The sequence below is a fragment of the Bacteroides graminisolvens genome, assembly GCF_963666085.1.
GTDB classification, from domain to species: Bacteria; Bacteroidota; Bacteroidia; order Bacteroidales; family Bacteroidaceae; genus Bacteroides; species Bacteroides graminisolvens.
The window spans coordinates 1,700,586-1,719,937 of the sequence record NZ_OY762556.1 but is presented as its reverse complement, the minus strand read 5'-3'; the positions used below and the strand labels follow the sequence as shown (position 1 = coordinate 1,719,937).

The following is a 19,352-nucleotide window of genomic DNA, read 5'->3' as shown; positions in this document are numbered from 1 at the left end:
TAAATTGTTTGAGAAAACAATTTTTATATCTATTTTTGCAACCGCTAACTAATTTACAACAACCAACAAAAGATTTATTCTAATGAATGCAGCTAAAGTTTTAGACACTCTGAAGCTTCGTTTTCCGAACGAGCCAGAGTACCACCAGGCAGTAGAAGAAGTTCTGGCTACCATCGAAGAAGAGTACAACAAGCACCCTGAGTTTGACAAAGCGAATCTGATTGAGCGTTTGTGCATACCCGACAGAGTATACCAGTTCAGAGTTACTTGGGTAGACGACAAAGGTAACGTGCAAACAAACATGGGTTACCGTGTGCAGCACAACAATGCGATTGGTCCGTACAAAGGCGGAATCCGCTTCCATAGCTCTGTTAACTTGTCAATCTTGAAGTTCCTGGCTTTTGAACAAACGTTCAAAAACTCGTTGACTACTCTACCTATGGGTGGTGGTAAAGGTGGATCTGATTTCTCTCCACGTGGCAAATCGAACGGTGAAGTGATGCGTTTCGTACAATCGTTCATGCTTGAACTTTGGCGCCACATTGGTCCTGAAACTGACGTACCTGCTGGTGACATCGGTGTTGGCGGACGCGAAGTTGGTTTCATGTTCGGTATGTATAAAAAACTCACTCGTGAATTTACAGGTACTTTCACTGGTAAAGGTCGTGAGTTCGGTGGTTCATTGATCCGTCCCGAAGCTACCGGATACGGTAACATCTACTTCCTGATGGAAATGCTGAAAATGAAAGGAACTGATTTGAAAGGTAAAGTTTGTACTATTTCGGGTTCAGGTAACGTAGCTCAGTATACTGCTGAAAAAGTATTGGAACTGGGTGGTAAGGTAGTCACTATGTCTGACTCTGACGGATACATCTATGATCCCGCCGGAATTGACAAAGAAAAACTGGACTACATCATGGAATTAAAGAATGTATACCGTGGACGTATCCGCGAGTATGCCGACAAATATGGTTGTAAATATGTGGAAGGAGCTAAACCTTGGGGTGAAAAGTGCGATATCGCTCTTCCTTCGGCAACTCAGAATGAGTTAAACGGCGATCATGCACGCGAACTGGTAGCCAACGGATGTATGGCTGTAAGTGAAGGTGCCAACATGCCTTCTACTCCTGAAGCGATCAAAGTATTCCAAGATGCTAAGATATTATATGCTCCGGGTAAAGCAGCCAATGCTGGTGGAGTATCGGTTTCTGGTCTTGAAATGACTCAGAACTCCATCAAACTTAGCTGGAGCGAAAAAGAAGTGGATGACAAACTGAAAGATATCATGAAAAGCATTCACGAAGCTTGTGTTCAATATGGTACTGAAGCCGACGGATACGTTAACTACGTAAAAGGCGCTAACGTAGCAGGCTTTATGAAAGTAGCGAAAGCTATGATGGCACAAGGTATTTTATAATCTTCTCTCTCTCTTCTATAAAAGCGAAAGAGGCCGGCCCTTTAGGGATTACCGGTCTCTTTCTCATATATTCTGTATCACATGATCACAAAAGGGGTTTCAGGACAACTCCTTGTTTTTTTCTTCCATCCATTTTGATAACCAGAGGGTTAGCAAAACGCACATGTCTGAGAAACTTAGTCTCCGTAACAGCAGGTTGGATATTTAGAAATTCCTGATCGTATACTCCCTCATTAATGAAGGCATTAATCGTAAAATAACCCACACCAAACGAAGTGAGATTCTGAAAGAAATGAGTGCCTTGACTCGGATCAACCCTATAATTGGTGAGTCCGGCTTCAATAATAACCTTAGCAGCCGAAATATGCGGCCATTTCACCGGAATGCCCAACCAAGTATCACTACTACCCCATCTTCCGGGTCCTACCAGCACATAATTGCGTCCCTCGGCAAGAAACTGTTTATTCAACTTTTCAATTTCATAAGCGATGAATTGATTGTTAGAAGCCGAATAGTTATCTGTCTTAACGTATACCACATCATATACATCATTCATGATGCCGTTACCAAGCGAGTTTTCGGAACGGAAAAGAGTTTCTTCGTCGGGTATGGCCGATAAATCTTCATCAATTACTTCCTTGCAATCTACAATGGGACGAATCTGCAACAGATAAAAAGCGCCCGAACGACTATCATGATCCATGTTAGCTGCAAATTCAATCTCTACAGGGCGGCGCATCTCCATTTCACCGTATTTAAGTACCAATCGTAAAATACGTGCCAGCGGAAAGACGTCATGCTGCAATATATTCGCAAACGTAATCACTTTACGTCCACCGGGATAGAGTCCGTCACGTATCACTTGATCATACGGATCAAACGTAGAAGCGATGTATTGCAAAGAGCCGTCACTTTCAGCCTCCTTCACATGACACTTCAGCAAGTTGAATCCGTCGTCAATAGAGAAGTCTTGTCCTGCATTCTTCAAATCGAGTGCATAAAAACGAGTCTGTGTTTCTTTCAACGCAATATCCAGTTCACTAGTTTGCAACACCTGGTTAGGGTGATAAGGAGAAAAACGAAGAGTCATTCCGCCATCTACAATATATTTACCCAACCCCAACGCCAAATTAACCGTTCCTTCCTCGGGTTTCTCGTTTCCGATAGGATAGTAATTCAACGAACGTGCCACTCCCGACATGGAAGGATAATATTTGTCGCCATACTGAGTACCCACTACTTCCTGAAGAATAACGGCCATCTTCTCCTGATCAATAACATTGGAAGTAGCCTGCATATAAGCTTTACTGTCTTTGAAGTAGACAGAAGCGTATACCCCTTTGATAGAGTCTGATAACATGCGTAACATCTCGTACTTATCGTCCAGGTAAGGAATCATGTAGGTATTATAAATCCCGGCAAAAGGCTGGTAATGAGAATCTTCCAACAGACTCGACGAACGAATGGCGATAGGAGATTTCACTACATCCATAAACGTAAGGAAGTCATCAACCAATCCGTCGGGTAACTTTGCTTTCAGAAAATACCTCAATATCATATCATCATCCATATCAGAAAGCGCTACCTGATACAGGTTATTTGACTCCATAAATTCATCGAACACATCGGTGCAAAGCACTACTGTTTTGGGGATCACCACACGTGCATTTTCAAACTCTTCGAATTCAGGATGACGTTTCACCATGTTGTCAATAAATGCCAATCCACGCCCCTTACCTCCAAGAGAGCCTTCGCCGATACGAGCAAAATTAGAGTAGCGGTCAAAACGGTCGCGCTTAAAAATAGCCACCACACCCTGATTCTTCATCTTACGGTATTTCACTATCGCCTCAAAAATAATTCTACGGTGAGCGTCGAGATCTTGTAAACTATCCCACGTAATAGGCTTCAAAAACTCCGCTATGGGAAACATGGCACGCGAGTACAACCATTTAGAGATGTGATTGCGGCTGATGTGATACAAAAAAGATTCGGCAGGAACAGCAAAAATGATATTTTGAAGTTCTTTGAGGTTTTGTACTTTCGCTATCTTTTCCAACGTATCCGGATTGCGAAACACAAAATCACCGAAACCAAAATTATCGGCTACCGTCTGCCTCAGGTCCACATCCATCTTTTTGGAGTTTTTATCAATAAAACTAGCTCCGTACTTAGATGCGTATGCCGCATTGTCGGCTTCGGACGATTGAATAATAAGTGGAATAAAGGGATCTTCTCTACGGATTTCATCACATAGCTTAATTCCCGCCAATGCATCCTTTTTCCCTTGTCGAGGAAAGCGCACATCCGTAATCACTCCCAATACATTATTCTTATATCGGTAATATATTTCCGTTGCCTCCTCGTAAGTACGGGCCAATACGATCTTCGGACGTCCACGCATGCGCAACGTACGTTGGTGAGCATTGAGAGCTTCGGTAGAAAATTCCTGGCTCTGCTTTAACACGAATTTATATAAATTAGGCAATACGGAAGAATAAAAACGAATACCGTCTTCCACCAAAAGAATAAGCTGAACTCCCACTTCGGCTACGTCGTGTTCCAGATTCATTTTATCCTCAATCAGTTTGATAATGGAAAGGAGTAAGTCCGTGTTACCGAGCCAACAGAATATATAATCAAACGCACTAAGATCCTCGTTGGCTATTCGTTTGGTAATGCCGTGGCTAAAAGGAGTCAGCACCACAATAGGAAGATGAGAATAACAAGCTTTTATGTGGCGGCCTATACTGAAAGCATCATTGTCGCCAATACCCGGCATACAGATAACCAAGTCAAAAGGAATGTTGGCCAATAGCATCAACGCCTCCTCCTCTGTAGATACTTGCGAGAAGCGCGGAGGGTAACGTAATGACAACGACGTATACTCATTGAATATTTTTTCGTCAACCCGACCGTCATCTTCCAACATGAAAGCATCGTAAGGGTTGGCAATGAGAAGTACGTTAAAAATACGCCGGGTCATCAAGTTAACAAACTGCGTATCTTTAAAGTAAAGCTGATTCAGTTTAAGTTTGCTGAGCATAATTCCTTCATTTATGAAAATGGGTTATACTCACAAAATTCGGTTTTTTAATCCGAACCAACAATAAAATACGTCATTTTATCCTCTACCAAGTCCTTTTTATTACTTTTCGAAACAGTTGTAGAAAGTTTCAATCAGTTAACATGCATAATAGTTGCATATATTATAAATAATACCGAATATTGTTGTATAATCATTTATTAAAATCATAGCGCAACATGAAAAAGGCAACCTTTTTATTGACAGGAATCATGGCAACATCGTGTGCACAACAAAAAGCAATCTCTTATCCGCAAACAGCGACCGTAGATACAGTCGATACTTATTTCGGTGTATCCGTACCCGACCCTTATCGCTGGCTCGAAAACGACACATCGGCAGCCACCGCCTCATGGGTAAAGGCTCAAAACGAAATTACAAACAATTACCTGGAACACATTCCGTTCAGACAGGACTTGTTGAAGCGGCTCACCGAACTGGCTAATTATGAAAGAATCAGTGCTCCTTTCAAGAAGCATGGTAAATACTATTTTTATAAAAATGACGGGTTGCAGAATCAGAGCGTACTTTATGTACAAGATGCACTCAACAGTGAAGCCAGAGTCTTCTTGGATCCGAATAAACTGTCGGACGACGGCACCGTAGCTTTAACCAGTCTCTCGTTTTCTAACAATGGAAAATATGCCGCTTATACTATTTCAAGAAGCGGATCGGACTGGAGGGAGATTTATGTAATGGATGTAGCAACCGGTTCCTTACTCGATGACCACATCACTTGGGCTAAATTTACAGATGCAGCCTGGCAGGGCGACGGGTTTTACTATAGTGCCTATGACGCTCCCAGCAAAGGAAAAGAATTTTCGAATGTGAACGAACATCACAAAATATATTATCACAAACTGGGAGAGCCTCAACAGAATGATCGTTTGGTGTATGAAAACAAAGCATATCCCAAACGTTTCTACACGGCTCAAGTTAGTGAAGACGAAAGAGTCTTGTTCATTTATGAATCTGGTGAAGGAAGGGGAAATGCTCTGTTTATGCAAGACCTCACACAAAAGAGCGCACCCGTTGTTCAGCTTGCCTCAGATTTTGATTACCAATATACTCCAATCGAAGTCATTGGTAACCGCATCTATTTCTTTACCAACTATCAAGCGGCCAAGAATAAAATCATGGCTGCCGAACTGCAAAGTCCTGAATTGGCCAATTGGAAAGAGGTCGTTCCCGAGAAAGAACAAGTACTATCCGATGTTCGGGTAATTGGCGGCAAGTTATTTCTCACATACGATAAGGATGCCTCCAACCATGCTTATGTATATGATTTACAAGGAAAAGAGTTACAGGAAATAGAACTTCCATCTTTGGGATCGGTTAGCTTCAACGGTGATAAAGACGATGAAGAATGTTTCTTCAGCTTTACTTCGTTTACTATTCCGGGAGCTACCTATAAATATGACGTGCAAAAAAACAGTTATGAATTGTTCCGTGCTCCGAAAGTAAAGTTCAATTCAGATGATTTTGTTACCGAACAAGTTTTTTTCACGAGCAAAGACGGTGCTAAAATACCCATGTTCCTGACTTACAAAAAAGGGCTCAAGAAGAATGGTAAGAATCCGGTATTCCTATACGGTTACGGAGGTTTCAACATCAGTCTGTATCCCTCATTCAGCATCAACCGCATCCCCTTCCTTGAAAATGGAGGCATATACGTACAAGTCAATCTTCGCGGCGGTAGCGAATACGGGGAAGACTGGCATGTTGCCGGAACCAAAATGCAGAAACAAAATGTATTTAACGACTTCATAGCGGCAGCCGAATATCTGATTGATAATAAGTACACGAATTCGCAAAAGATAGCTATCGTAGGCGGTTCAAACGGTGGTTTGCTGGTAGGTGCCTGTATGACTCAACGTCCCGATCTGTTCCGTGTTGCCATTCCACAAGTCGGCGTAATGGACATGTTGCGTTATCACAAATTCACCATCGGATGGAATTGGGCGAGTGATTACGGTACCAGCGAAGACAGCAAAGAAATGTTTGAATACCTAAAAGGATATTCCCCCTTACACAACCTGAAAAAAGGAACGAAATACCCTGCCACACTGGTCACCACGGCCGACCACGACGACCGCGTAGTGCCGGCACATTCGTTTAAGTTTGCCGCAACCCTGCAAGCTTGTAATGAAGGCAGCAACCCGACGTTGATACGCATTGACAGCAAAGCCGGGCATGGCGCTGGTAAGCCGATGAGTAAGATTTTAGAAGAACAAGCAGACGTTTATGGCTTTATCATGTATAACCTGAACATGAAACCCAAATTCTAAAATATCATTTTATCACATAAAACCAAATATTTAACTTTTAAAAAGAGATTGAAATAAAATAATAACTATATTTGCAACATAAGTAGTTTACATTTTATCAAAATCAACCTTTAAAAAATACAATATGAATATTGAACGAATCATGACCTCTCTGGAGGCTAAACATCCCGGCGAGTCTGAATATCTTCAAGCCGTAAAAGAGGTTCTTATCTCTATCGAAGATATATATAATCAACATCCTGAATTTGAGAAAGCCAAGATCATAGAACGACTCGTTGAGCCCGACCGTATTTTCACTTTCAGAGTTACCTGGGTAGATGACCGCGGAGAGGTGCAAACCAATCTGGGGTATCGTGTACAGTTCAACAATGCAATAGGCCCGTATAAAGGGGGAATCAGATTTCACGCCTCGGTGAATTTATCTATCTTGAAATTCCTTGGTTTTGAACAAACGTTTAAGAATGCACTGACTACCCTGCCTATGGGAGGTGGAAAAGGAGGTTCTGATTTCTCGCCGCGAGGCAAAAGTGATGCCGAGATTATGCGTTTCTGCCAAGCGTTCATATTGGAACTTTGGAGACACATCGGTCCTGACATGGATGTACCCGCCGGAGATATTGGTGTTGGCGGACGTGAAGTGGGCTACATGTTTGGCATGTACAAAAAGCTAACCCGTGAATTTACGGGAACCTTTACCGGCAAAGGACTTGAGTTTGGCGGTTCATTAATACGTCCGGAAGCAACCGGATTCGGAGGTTTATATTTTGTCAATCAAATGCTTCAAACCAAAGGCATTGATATGAAAGGAAAGACCGTAGCTATCTCCGGTTTTGGCAACGTAGCTTGGGGCGCAGCAATCAAAGCAACTCAACTGGGTGCTAAGGTAATCACTATTTCCGGACCGGATGGATATGTTTATGACCCCGACGGTATAAGTGGTGAAAAAATAGATTATATGTTGGAACTCAGAGCTACCGGAAACGACATTGTGGCACCTTATGCCGAAGAATTCCCCGGAGCAACCTTTGTAGCCGACAAACGCCCGTGGGAAGTAAAAGCAGACATAGCACTGCCTTGCGCTACACAGAACGAATTAAACGGTGAAGATGCTGCAAATCTCATAAAAAATAACGTTATTTGCATCGGAGAAATTTCTAATATGGGCTGCACACCGGAAGCCATCGATTTATTCTTGGAAAAGAAAGTGATGTATGCACCGGGCAAAGCAGTGAATGCCGGCGGTGTTGCCACTTCCGGATTGGAAATGTCTCAGAATGCCATGCACCTGAGCTGGAATGCAGATGAAGTTGACCAAAAGCTGCACATGATTATGCATAACATCCATGCCCAGTGTGTGAAATACGGCACTGAAAAAGATGGCTACATCAACTACGTGAAAGGGGCAAACATAGCCGGTTTCATGAAAGTTGCGCATGCCATGATGGGTCAAGGTATTGTATGAGAATAAAATCAATTATAACACTTTTGTTTTTAATGTGCGTTACCTGCCTCTTTTCACAAGAGACAGGTAATGCTACATATTATCACAAACGCTTTCACGGATCAAGAACTTCAGACGGAGGCGTTTACCACAAAGACAGCATGACTTGCGCGCATCGCACCTATCCGTTAGGCACTTTACTTCATGTAAAAAACCCCCGAAACGAAAAAGAAGTAGTGGTAAAGGTCACTGACCGGGGACCCTACAGCAAACGCCTGATGATTGATTTATCTTATAAAGCAGCCAAGGAACTTGACATTATACGCTACGGAATTGCTCCGGTAGTAGTGACTCCCATCAAACAGATACGCATTCCTTATAAACCCGACGACGAGTTTAACCCTGCCGAATTTCTGCATCTTATCATAGATGAAAGCACCCATCCCCTACCCCTGCATAGGTAATTATTCAGGCTAAAAAACATCATATTATATAAAAACGTTTAACTTTGCATCCCGAACTAAAAATAATACGAGATGCTATTACCAGAACTTATAGTACGCCGCGATAAAATTCGCTCGCTCATGGCTCAGCAAAATATTGATGCCGCCATTATCACTTGTAATGTAAACCTCCTCTATACTTACGGCCAGGTTGTTAGTGGTTATCTTTACCTACCCCTGCACGCACCGGCCCGTTTATTCGTAAAACGTCCCAATACACTGATAGGCGAACATGTACATGCCGTCCGCAAACCGGAACAGATCATCGAACTGCTGAAAGAAAACGGATTGCCCATGCCGCAAACCATTATGTTGGAAGGTGATGAATTGCCTTACACAGAATACATGCGTTTGGCCGGAATGTTTCCCGAAGCTACTGTAGTAAACGGAACCCCGTTGATTCGTCAGGCCAGAAGTGTAAAAACTGAGATGGAAGTCATCATGTTCCGACGTGCCGCCGCAGCGCATGCCAAAGCGTACCAACAGATTCCTTCAGTTTACCGTGAGGGGATGACAGACATGGAACTGTCTATTGAAATAGAACGTTTGATGCGTTTGCAAGGATGCCTAGGCATATTCCGTGTATTCGGTCAAAGCATGGAGATATTTATGGGTAGTGTACTGACGGGCGACAATGCCGCAACTCCTTCTCCTTATGATTTTGCATTGGGTGGTCAAGGTATCGACCCGGCACTTCCCGGTGGGGTAAACGGCACCTTGCTAAGCAAAGGGCAAAGCGTAATGGTTGACCTGGGAGGAAATTTCAACGGATATATGTGTGACATGAGCCGTGTCTTTTCAGTTGGTAAGTTAACCGATGAGGCTTATGCAGCGCATCAGGTGTGTTTGGATATTCAGGAAGAAGTTGCCAACATGGCCAAGCCGGGAGTTGTTTGCGAAGACTTGTATAACAAAGCCATTGACATGGTAACCAAAGCCGGTTTTGCCGACAACTTCATGGGAATTGACCAGAAAGCCAAATTCATCGGTCACGGAATAGGATTGGAAATCAACGAAGCTCCGGTGTTGGCTCCTCGTGTTAAACAAGAACTGGAACCGGGCATGGTATTTGCGCTCGAGCCCAAGATTGTTCTTCCGGGTGTGGGACCTGTGGGTATAGAGAACTCATGGGCGGTTACTGCCGAAGGAATAGAAAAGCTCACGCTATGTAACGAAGAGATTATCGAGTTTTAAGAACCCGAATACGACTATATATGCTGAACCCCGGAAATCTTTAATCAGATTTCCGGGGTTCAGCATATACATAAGGAAAAAGAGCCGTCAAAACATCACTCAGGATTTTACAGGTTTCAACCCCATCTTCCGGGCACGTTCCAACATGAATGCATACGCCTCATCGTAATCGTTGGCTATCAGTCCGTCGAGAATGGCATCCTTGATGGCACTCTTCAAGGTTCCTACCTGCTGACAAGGTTGAAGATTGAATATCTGCATAATTTCCTCACCGCTGATAGGCGGTTGAAAGTTACGCACCCTGTCTTTCTCCTCAATATCTTTCAGTTTCTGTCTTACTAGTTGGAAATTATTAAGGAACCGTTGCTTACGCTCCATGTTCTTCGATGTGATATCCGCTTCACAGAGCGTCATCAAATCATCAATATCGTCACCTGCCTCAAAGAGCAACCGGCGAACGGCCGAGTCGGTCACCACATCATCGGCTATGACAATGGGGCGCATGTGCAGACTAACCATCTTTTGCACATACTTCATTTTCTCATTCATCGGTAACTTCATCTTCCGAAAAAGATTAGGAATCATTCGTTCGCCAATGAAGTTATGATTATGAAACGTCCAGCCCACCTTCGGTTCCCAACGCTTGGTCAGCGGTTTGGCAATGTCATGCAACAAAGCAGACCAACGCAGCCATAGATTATCAGTTACCCGACTGATGTTATCGAGCACCTCCAGCGTATGATAAAAATTATCTTTGTGCGCCCTTCCACCTCTGCTCTCCACGCCCTGCATGGCTGCCAGTTCAGGAAAAATAAGCGGTAGCAAACCCGATCGTTCCAAATCAATAAAACCTTTGGAGGGAACAGGCGAAAGAATAATCTTATTCAACTCGTCGGCTATGCGCTCCTTCGATATGATCTCAATTCGGTCTTTGTTGCGACAAAGAGATTCGAATGTTTCATCGTCTATATAAAAGTTCAATTGAGTGGCAAAGCGGATGCAACGCATCATGCGCAAGGGATCATCACTGAAAGTAATGTCGGGGTTGAGCGGAGTACGAATGGTTTTCTCCTTCAGATCGGCCATGCCACCAAACGGATCAACCAACTCCCCGAAGCGTGCTTTGTTAAGACACACCGCCATGGCGTTGATGGTAAAATCCCTTCGGTTTTGATCATCCTCCAGCGTACCGTCTTCAACGATAGGCTTTCTCGAATCGCGCTGATAAGATTCTTTTCGTGCCCCCACGAATTCTATTTCTATCTGGTGATATTTAAGTTGTGCCGTACCAAAATTCTTAAAAACCGAAACATAAGCTCCTTTTCCTAAGCGCCGGCCCAATGCCTCGGCCATTTCAATTCCGCTACCCACTACCACAACATCTATATCTTTTGAGGGACGCTGCAAGAAAATATCACGTACATATCCTCCTACCGCATAACATTCCAGCCCCAGTTCGTCGGCCGTTTCTGAAATCTGCCCGAATATCTTATCACTGAAATGCGCTTTCAACTCCTCATTAGTCAACTCTATCATGCTTCTTTATTAAGTTTTGAACTGCAAAAATACAAAAAACTGATATTATTTGTATTTTTGTTGTCCATAAAGAAAGTATAAGTATGAAGAAACTGGTAATATACCTCTGCCTTGCCGCCCTTTTTGCTTGCGGAAACGATGTAGAAAAGAAAGCTACCGAGAAATTGGAAGAAGCTCGCGCTGCTTTTCAAAAAGGAGATTATAGTGCAACCAAACTGCTGGTCGACAGCATTAAGATTCTCTACCCCAAAGCTTATGAAGTGCGTAGAGAAGGTTTAAAGTTAATACAGCAAGCCGAGTTGAAGGAACAAGAAAGAAGTATGGTTTACCTCGACAGCATGTTGCTGGTAAAGCAAAAGGAATTTGAAACCATCAAGCCCCGGTTCACTTTTGAGAAAGATGCCGAATATCAAGCCATTGGTAATTACCTCTGGCCAACACAGGTAGTTGAGAAGAACCTGCACCGTTCATACCTTCGTTTTCAGGTAAACGAAAAAGGTGTATTGGTGATGACTTCCATTTATTGCGGCAAGAACAACATTCACCACAACGCAGTGAAAGTAATTGCCGCCGATAAAAGCTTTGCCGAAACACCTCCCTCCAGAGACAGTTACGAGACAACTAATCTGGGAGAAAAGATAGAAATGGCCGACTATAAACAGGGAGAAGACGGCAGCGTAATGGACTTCATCTACCTCAACAAAGACCAGACACTGCGAGTGGAGTACAAAGGAGAACGCAGCTACGCCTTTGCTCTATCAGCAGCCGACCGGAAGGCTTTGGTCGAAACGTACGAGTTATCCAAAACTCTTTCCTCTATCGAACAAATCAAAAAGGAAATAGAAGAGGCCAAGCTGAAGATAGAGTTTGTAACGCGCAAGATGCAACACACCGCCGAAAAAGAAAAGGCTCAATAATCAAAGCCTTTTCAAAGCAAGTTTAATGACTTGTTCAACCGGGATAGACGGCTGTTCCTGTAAAATGGCCGTAACCACCTTTTGCGAAGCATTGGCAGCAAAGCCCAACATGGACAAAGCAGCAACCGCTTCGTCGTTCACTTCCGTGTTCATGGCGGGCATGCCTCCCGCCATACCGGCAGCAGCGCCCCCTGTTTTAATCTTATCTTTGAGGTCAACAATAACACGCTGAGCCGTTTTCAGTCCGATACCTTTAACGGTTTTCAGCATATTAACATTCTCCGAACTGATCACATTGCACAGTTCGGCCGGCGACAAAGCCGACAAAATCATACGTGCGGTATTGCCACCGATGCCCGACACGGAAATAAGCAACAAAAACAGCTCCCTCTCCTGCTTATCGGCAAAGCCATAAAGCACATACGCATCTTCACGAATCGCCTCATAAATATATAACTTACAGAGTTTCTTTCCCTGTATGGCCGAATAAGTATTTAATGAAATACCTGCCATATAGCCTACCCCGTTGCATTCAATCACCGCGTTAGCGGGTGTTAATTCTGTAAGCTCACCTTTGATGTATTCTATCATAATTACTGTTTTATTTTAAAAAATGTAGCTTTATGCTTTTCGATAATTGTATCACTGATTTTTTTATTTACTTTTGCATCTGCAAAAAAGCAAAAATATTAATAGCAACCAACAAATTTATGAAAAAATTCAGAGCTGCCATTATCGGATATGGCAATATTGGTAAATATGTATTGGAAGCATTGCAAGCTGCCCCCGATTTTGAGGTAGCCGGCGTGGTGCGTCGCAACGGAGCAGACAATAAACCTGCTGAGTTAAATGACTATCCTGTTGTGAAAGACATCAGGGAACTGACAGATGTGCAGGTTGCTATTCTCTGCACACCTACACGCAGCGTTGAAAAATATGCAAAAGAAATTCTTGCGTTGGGAATCAATACGGTTGACAGTTTCGATATTCACACAGGAATTGTTGACCTTCGCCGCGAACTGTCGGCTTGTGCCAAAGCAAACAATGCCGTTTCTATCATTTCGGCAGGCTGGGATCCGGGAAGTGATTCGGTAGTTCGCGCACTGTTGCAGGCTATTGCTCCCAAAGGCATTACCTACACCAACTTCGGTCCGGGTATGAGTATGGGACACACGGTAGCTGTTAAGGCTATCGACGGTGTAAAAGCGGCTTTATCAATGACCATTCCTACCGGTACGGGAATTCATCGCCGCATGGTATACATTGAACTCAAAGACGGTTATAAATACGAGGAAGTAGCAGCTGCCATCAAATCGGATGCATACTTTGTCAATGACGAAACTCACGTGATACAGGTTCCTTGTGTAGACGAACTGCTCGATATGGGCCACGGTGTAAACCTTACCCGCAAAGGGGTATCGGGTAAAACACAGAACCAATTGTTCGAGTTCAACATGAAGATTAACAACCCTGCCCTTACGGCACAGGTATTAATTTGTGTTGCTCGTGCATCAATGAAGCAGCAACCGGGTTGCTACACCCTAATTGAAGTTCCGGTTATCGACCTGCTCGAAGGAGATCGTGAAGACCTCATTGCTCATCTCGTATAAGCAACTGAGTCAGCCTATCATTCAAAAGGAAGAAGGTATCCCCTCAAAAGGATGCCTTTTTTTGTTAGTGGCAACGCTTCTTCTTTACCCTGATAAAAGAGTGGAATTCCTCTCACTCTCCCAGAGAAAAAAAGTGTGGTTTACCATCACTTACCCTCACTCATTTGCTGAAACCACTTGCTGAAAGGCATTTCAGGGTAGTGATGGTAAAAGATGTCTACCACTAAAACGACTGTTTTACCCTCACTATCTATCACTTTTAACTAAGAGTATAGATTCATTAACTCCAATTTAACTAAAAAGACGACGACGTTTAGGCTATTTCGAGTGCTTTTTGATGAAAAACGGCAAAAAATCGTTCTGTCTCTGTTAGTTTGAATAGCATGGATTGTACAACAGATAATTGTGTGATTGTTGCTAACAAATAAAAGATCGAATGACTTGGAATTGACAGTATAATGTATTATCTTTGTACCTATAATCTTATAGTATATTCAAATTATTATAGGCGCAAAGGCAGGAGCTCAAACTCCTGCCTTTTTTCGTTATGTGCCGTTCATTTTTTCGCGGAGACGGTTGCTTATTGCCATTTGCACGGTAGCAAAAGGTCCGCGAGAAACCGTCTCTTGGTCGGGAGACGGTTTCTCATGACCCAAAAGACGGTTTATCTTTTCAAATTGCTCGTTATCTTTTTAAAATCGGCGGTTATGTTTTTCAAAAAGTTGGTTATGTTTTGCCAAAGTCTTGCTGATGATTGTTGCTCCCTGCTTTATTAGTTAATAATGCATAAACCTGCTCTTGACAAGATTTGGCTAATTAAAGAGGTAAAGGGAGGAATTTGTAAAGTTAGTTCTGCTATATGGTTAACTGAACTTTTTCAGCCTCTTTGATTCTTGAATAGTTCTGCCGTTTTTTTTCTATCTTCGCTGGTTCTTTTTATTTGGTTGCACTTGCAAAGACAAGAGGTGCAATGAATAAAAAAAACGAACTATTCTTTTCTCATTATTCAATTATTTGGTGTTAATACCCTGACAGGTCTGTTTTTGCCTTTGTATGTCTGGTTGTTACTATTGTATAATCAATGTTTAATGGCAACCCAATTATGATGGAAAAGAATGTATTGGCATCAAACAAACAAAACAAACAAATGAAAACACTCACCTACTTTGTCTCCTTATTGACCGGAGAGCTTGAGCAAAGCGGTCGTCACGGTACGGCACGTGCTTACCGTAGTTCGCTGAACCGCCTTTTGGAATTTACAGGTAACGACGGTTTGACTTTTACCGATCTGACCCCCGGCCTATTGAAACATTACGAACAGCAGCTTTTAACTCAAGGGTGTAAGCGCAACACCGTTTCGCTTTACATGCGCATGTTGCGCTCTGTTTGTAACCAGGCTGTAAGCCGTAAAATCACTCGCCTTGCTTCAGGCCTGTTCGATGAAGTCTTTACTGGTACTGACAGTTCGGAGAAACGGGCCGTTAACCCCTCGGTTATCCGTCGCCTACGGGAGCTGGATTTAAGTGAAACCTCCACACTCGAAACCGCCCGCGACCTGTTTTTGCTATCGTTCTACCTGCGTGGCATTCCTTTTGTAGACCTTATCCGTCTGCGCAAGAGCGACCTTAGCCGGGGGATGCTTCGCTACCGGCGCAGCAAGACAGGGCGTCTATTGACTGTGGAGGTAGAACCCTGCGCACAGGAAATACTGCGCAAATACGCAACCAAAGCTTCAGGCAGCATTTACTTGCTTCCCGTTCTTACCAAAGAGGGTAGAGGAGGCTACCGCCAGTACCAAAACGCCTTGCGGCGCTACAACCTACACCTGCACAAACTTTCGGTATTATTGGGCTTAAAAGTCAACCTGACCTCTTATGTGGCGCGTCACTCGTGGGCTACGGCGGCATATCGTCAGGGCATACCGGTGGCTGTAATCAGCGAATCGCTGGGGCACTCTTCGGAGAAAGTAACCTATACCTATCTGGCTTCCTTTGATAACCGCACGCTTAGTCGTGCCAACCGTAAAATCATTGATCTGATATTATCGGGTAAACACCCGCAATCGCAGGCGAACTATTTTCAAAAGTCGGCCTGCGATTTTCAAAAGTTGGGCTACGATTAAAAAAAGTCGACGGACTTTCAGAGCAAAGATGGCATTCTTTTGGAAAGAATTGAGCGGGCAGTGATAACTATAAGAGTTTATGTAGTTGATAATTAGGTGTGTTATGATTGGTTCGTAAGAACTGTTACTTCCAAGGTAACGGAAAGGACTCTCGGTGCAAATATTGAAATATTTTCATTATCAACCAAACAAAATCACGATAAATTTAAATCATATACCTTGAAAATTCCCCAAATAATTCCTTTAATCTGTTTTTTGATGGTTTATTCTGTGTTTTATGGTGTTTAATTATCTATAAAACAATCTGTTTATGAATTGCAGACAAATGACATTTGCCTGCTGCTGATCTTTTTGTTTTTTTAAAAAAGAATAACACATCCAGTGCTTCCGTTTCTATATTCTCCTTCTTTTTACTCTCTAAACAGGCTTTCATGTGCATGGATGAATTTTTCAATGATGAAAAATAGTCTTTTCTTTCCTTGATAAATACAAATCCCCCTCCCCGATGCACTCGTTCTCTGTTCATCGGGGTAATGTCTCGTATATCGAACACATCTTCAGACAACCTTCCATGTATTGTTGCCTTACTTTTCCGTTACCTTGGAAGTAACAGACTAAAAGGTCTCAGTGTGGTTCATGTGTTAATTATTAAGATTATATATGACTAAATAACAGTCTCTATGCTAACCTACAAGATGATCAGGGTTATTACCCTATTAAAGCAGATCAGCAACGGCTCAGAAATTATTTTTGATGCTGAAGATAGTGCAGATGATGAATCCGGTAATGCAATTTTGCTTGATAGGTTGTGCAGTGCCGGTTTGATTCGTGCTGCTACTGAGAATGAGCAAGGAGTATTTTGTGGACGCTACGAACTCACAAGACCTCTTAGGCAGATTACGCTATGTGACGTTTTGCGATTAACGAATGGTGAAATTCATCTTTACTTTGAAGGGGGAAAGGATATTTATGATCGTTACGGATCTGCCGGCAGGCGTTTAGGTGTAGCCAATTATGTAACCTGTCATTTTTTGTCGGATATCAATCTGACGGAAATAGTTTTGCCCGATTCACCCTTGGGCGAAAAGAATGAGGAATAAAAGAATAAATGAAAAAAACAATAATAGGGTTCGTATTCTCTCTTGCTTGCATGATGCCTGCCTGCGGCCAGGTTCTGGCTTTCAAAAGCAACCTGGCCGCCGATGCGGTGGCTTCCCCTAACCTGGGAGCGGAGCTCAAGTTGGGCAGACGAATCAGCCTGGATGTGACGACCCATTACAACCCGTTTTCCTCGGGCGGTACACGTCGTTTCAAACACTGGCTGGTACAGCCCGAACTCCGGTTTTGGCGTTGCGAACCTTTCAGCGGTCACTTTGTGGGATTGCATGCACTCCTTGGTGAATATAATGTGGGTGATACGGATCTGCCGCTGGGTCTGGCCCTTTATAAAGGCACCCGTTCGTGGCGTTACGAGGGAAGAGCTGTCGGTGCGGGGTTATCTTACGGTTACCAGTGGGTGCTTTCTCCCCGCTGGGGCATCGAAGCCCAGATTGGTGCGGGCTGGGTGCGCGCGAGTTACACGCGTTATCGCTGCGCCCATTGCGGGGAGCAGACCGGCTCGGGTTATAAATATTATCTGGGTCCCACCAAAGCAGCTGTTTCGGTGGTTTACCTATTAAAATAAGGAAAACAAAGAGTGATAAACAAAATAAATAAGAACGATATATCTGACGACAATGAAAAAGAATGCAATTGCGTTGCTGCTCTTCCTGCTTGTTTGCGGGAGCGCCTACTGCCAGCCGGCCTATAAGGGACAGCTGCGGATTACCGATAAGGAACTGTCCGTCTCTTCGGGTAAACTTCATGTGAGCATGGGGATCAGTTACCGTGACCTGAAACTGCCTTCGGACGAGTCCCTGACTCTAACCCCTGTCTTGCAAGCCTCCGGGCAGAGTCTGGAACTGCCTTCCATCCTGCTCAACGGTCCCCTGAAGCAGAAAGTTTATAACCGCAGCCGGGTGCTTTCCAAAGGGAAAAACATCCAACGCACAAACGCTCCCTCGGTGGTAATCAAAGATGATCACGGTTCGGTTCGTCATTTCTCTTATAAGGTACAAGTACCCTACAGCGATTGGATGAAAGATGCCGTACTGGTTCTTCGCACCCAGGAGTGCGGTTGCAATGGCAAACCCGCTTTAACTACCGAAGATAAGATCGCCGATGCCATCCCCGCACCCAAAGCCCGTACTTCCGCCATGGGCAAAGACATTGATGAACGCTACCTGGCATTGGGAAACATCATCACTTTATCGCAAAGCCCGGATACTCTAAATGTAAGCCGGGGTACTATCTCCTTTTACGGCGATCAGAAGCTGAGAAACCTTTCGGATGAAAAACTGGACTACGAAATATACTTCCGTCTTCGTGAGGCGGTAGCGGCACTTCAGAAACGTAACGGAGTCACTGTTACGGAACTTAACGTTACGGGTTACGGTACCCCCAGAGGTAACTACCGCAAGAACGAAAAGGCTGCTTCTCTGCGGGCTTTGGCACTCAAAGACTATTTGCGTGAGAACTACCTTGCCGGTAACTTACCCATCCGCGTCAGTTGGGTAGCGGAAGACTGGGACTCCATTCGTACACTCGTTGCCGGGTCTGATATGCCTTTGGGACATGCTGTGTCAGACATTATTAATACGGTGGAACTGACTAAAGGCCGCGAACGCATGCTGATGCAGCTGGCCGACGGAACCTCGTACCGCTACCTGTGTGATCGCATCTTTCCACAGGTTCGCCGGGTGGAATATGCCATCAGCTACACCGAGCGCAACATGGAAACAGCCGAGGGTCGCCGCCTGTTCGAGATGGGTTCGCGCAGTTTGAAGCTCTCCGAATTTTTTGCCGTGGCACAGAGCTATCCCAAAGGCAGCAACGAATACAACGATGCATTCGATCTGGCTACCCGTTTATTCCCCGACTCACCCGAGGCTGCTATCAATGCAGCTGCCGTGGCACTGAGCAAACGCGATGCGGTGAAAGCCCGTGCTTATTTGGAGAAACATGCCACCCTACCGATTGCTTACAACAACATGGGTATCTTGTATCTACTGGAGGGCAACCGCGACAAGGCGGAGGTATATCTTCAGATGTCCGCAGCTGCAGGAGTCCCTCAGGCGAAAGAGGCATTGGAACTACTGCGTAAGAAAGAATAATTAAGAACGATAAAAATAGATAATTCC

15 protein-coding genes are annotated in these 19,352 nt (G+C 43.9%); 11 read left to right on the top strand and 4 right to left on the bottom strand.

What is annotated here, in order from left to right:
- The first annotated feature begins 82 nt into the window (after positions 1–82).
- Complete coding sequence (locus ACKPCE_RS07090) at positions 83–1,417, top strand: NADP-specific glutamate dehydrogenase (protein WP_277639561.1); 1,335 nt, start codon at positions 83–85, stop codon at positions 1,415–1,417.
- An 85-nt stretch (positions 1,418–1,502) separates the two neighbouring features.
- Here the strand turns inward: ACKPCE_RS07090 and ACKPCE_RS07085 are convergent, their stop codons facing one another.
- Positions 1,503–4,463, bottom strand: a complete 2,961-nt coding sequence (locus ACKPCE_RS07085; protein ID WP_319504645.1) for a PEP/pyruvate-binding domain-containing protein — start codon at positions 4,461–4,463, stop codon at positions 1,503–1,505.
- A 218-nt stretch (positions 4,464–4,681) separates the two neighbouring features.
- Here ACKPCE_RS07085 and ACKPCE_RS07080 point away from each other — a divergent pair, with 218 nt between their 5' ends.
- The 4 genes from ACKPCE_RS07080 to ACKPCE_RS07065 all read left to right on the top strand — a co-directional run bounded on the left by ACKPCE_RS07080 (position 4,682) and on the right by ACKPCE_RS07065 (position 9,928).
- On the top strand, positions 4,682–6,790 hold the full coding sequence (locus tag ACKPCE_RS07080; protein WP_024996837.1) for a prolyl oligopeptidase family serine peptidase: 2,109 nt from the start codon (positions 4,682–4,684) through the stop codon (positions 6,788–6,790).
- A 124-nt stretch (positions 6,791–6,914) separates the two neighbouring features.
- Complete coding sequence (gene gdhA, locus ACKPCE_RS07075; RefSeq protein WP_319504644.1) at positions 6,915–8,252, top strand: NADP-specific glutamate dehydrogenase; 1,338 nt, start codon at positions 6,915–6,917, stop codon at positions 8,250–8,252.
- On the top strand, positions 8,249–8,695 hold the full coding sequence (locus ACKPCE_RS07070) for a septal ring lytic transglycosylase RlpA family protein (protein WP_277639557.1): 447 nt from the start codon (positions 8,249–8,251) through the stop codon (positions 8,693–8,695). The genes gdhA and ACKPCE_RS07070 overlap by 4 nt, the downstream gene beginning before the upstream one ends.
- A gap of 72 nt (positions 8,696–8,767) precedes the next feature.
- On the top strand, positions 8,768–9,928 hold the full coding sequence (locus tag ACKPCE_RS07065) for a M24 family metallopeptidase (RefSeq protein ID WP_319504643.1): 1,161 nt from the start codon (positions 8,768–8,770) through the stop codon (positions 9,926–9,928).
- Between the two features lie 99 nt (positions 9,929–10,027).
- Here the strand turns inward: ACKPCE_RS07065 and ACKPCE_RS07060 are convergent, their stop codons facing one another.
- Entirely contained in the window at positions 10,028–11,464 is a 1,437-nt protein-coding gene (locus ACKPCE_RS07060; RefSeq protein ID WP_319504642.1) for a CCA tRNA nucleotidyltransferase, read from the bottom strand.
- Positions 11,465–11,547: 83 nt separating this feature from the next.
- Here ACKPCE_RS07060 and ACKPCE_RS07055 point away from each other — a divergent pair, with 83 nt between their 5' ends.
- The gene (locus ACKPCE_RS07055; protein WP_319504641.1) at positions 11,548–12,381 is read left to right on the top strand and encodes a hypothetical protein; all 834 of its coding nucleotides are present in this window, start codon (positions 11,548–11,550) and stop codon (positions 12,379–12,381) included.
- Here ACKPCE_RS07055 and ruvA read toward each other — a convergent pair whose 3' ends face one another.
- Complete coding sequence (gene ruvA / locus ACKPCE_RS07050) at positions 12,382–12,972, bottom strand: Holliday junction branch migration protein RuvA (RefSeq protein WP_276964095.1); 591 nt, start codon at positions 12,970–12,972, stop codon at positions 12,382–12,384.
- A gap of 119 nt (positions 12,973–13,091) precedes the next feature.
- Between ruvA and ACKPCE_RS07045 the strand changes: the two genes are divergently transcribed.
- The gene (locus tag ACKPCE_RS07045; protein ID WP_308765649.1) at positions 13,092–13,991 is read left to right on the top strand and encodes a diaminopimelate dehydrogenase; all 900 of its coding nucleotides are present in this window, start codon (positions 13,092–13,094) and stop codon (positions 13,989–13,991) included.
- A 1,102-nt stretch (positions 13,992–15,093) separates the two neighbouring features.
- A complete protein-coding gene (locus ACKPCE_RS07040; protein ID WP_319504640.1) occupies positions 15,094–16,113 on the top strand; it encodes a tyrosine-type recombinase/integrase in 1,020 nt (339 codons plus the stop codon).
- A 292-nt stretch (positions 16,114–16,405) separates the two neighbouring features.
- On the opposite strand, the gene ACKPCE_RS07035 is transcribed toward ACKPCE_RS07040, so the two are convergent.
- A complete protein-coding gene (locus ACKPCE_RS07035; RefSeq protein ID WP_319504639.1) occupies positions 16,406–16,546 on the bottom strand; it encodes a hypothetical protein in 141 nt (46 codons plus the stop codon).
- A 247-nt stretch (positions 16,547–16,793) separates the two neighbouring features.
- Here ACKPCE_RS07035 and ACKPCE_RS07030 point away from each other — a divergent pair, with 247 nt between their 5' ends.
- Genes ACKPCE_RS07030 through ACKPCE_RS07020 form a run of 3 tightly spaced genes read left to right on the top strand, consistent with a single transcriptional unit; the run spans position 16,794 to position 19,325 of the window.
- On the top strand, positions 16,794–17,213 hold the full coding sequence (locus ACKPCE_RS07030; RefSeq protein WP_319504638.1) for a hypothetical protein: 420 nt from the start codon (positions 16,794–16,796) through the stop codon (positions 17,211–17,213).
- 8 nt (positions 17,214–17,221) lie between these two features.
- Positions 17,222–17,797 (top strand): DUF3575 domain-containing protein, encoded by a 576-nt coding sequence (locus ACKPCE_RS07025; RefSeq protein ID WP_319504637.1) that lies wholly within the window; start codon positions 17,222–17,224, stop codon positions 17,795–17,797.
- Positions 17,798–17,849: 52 nt separating this feature from the next.
- Positions 17,850–19,325: a DUF3868 domain-containing protein gene (locus ACKPCE_RS07020; protein ID WP_319504636.1), complete on the top strand. Its 1,476-nt coding sequence runs from the start codon at positions 17,850–17,852 to the stop codon at positions 19,323–19,325.
- The last annotated feature ends 27 nt before the right edge of the window (positions 19,326–19,352 follow it).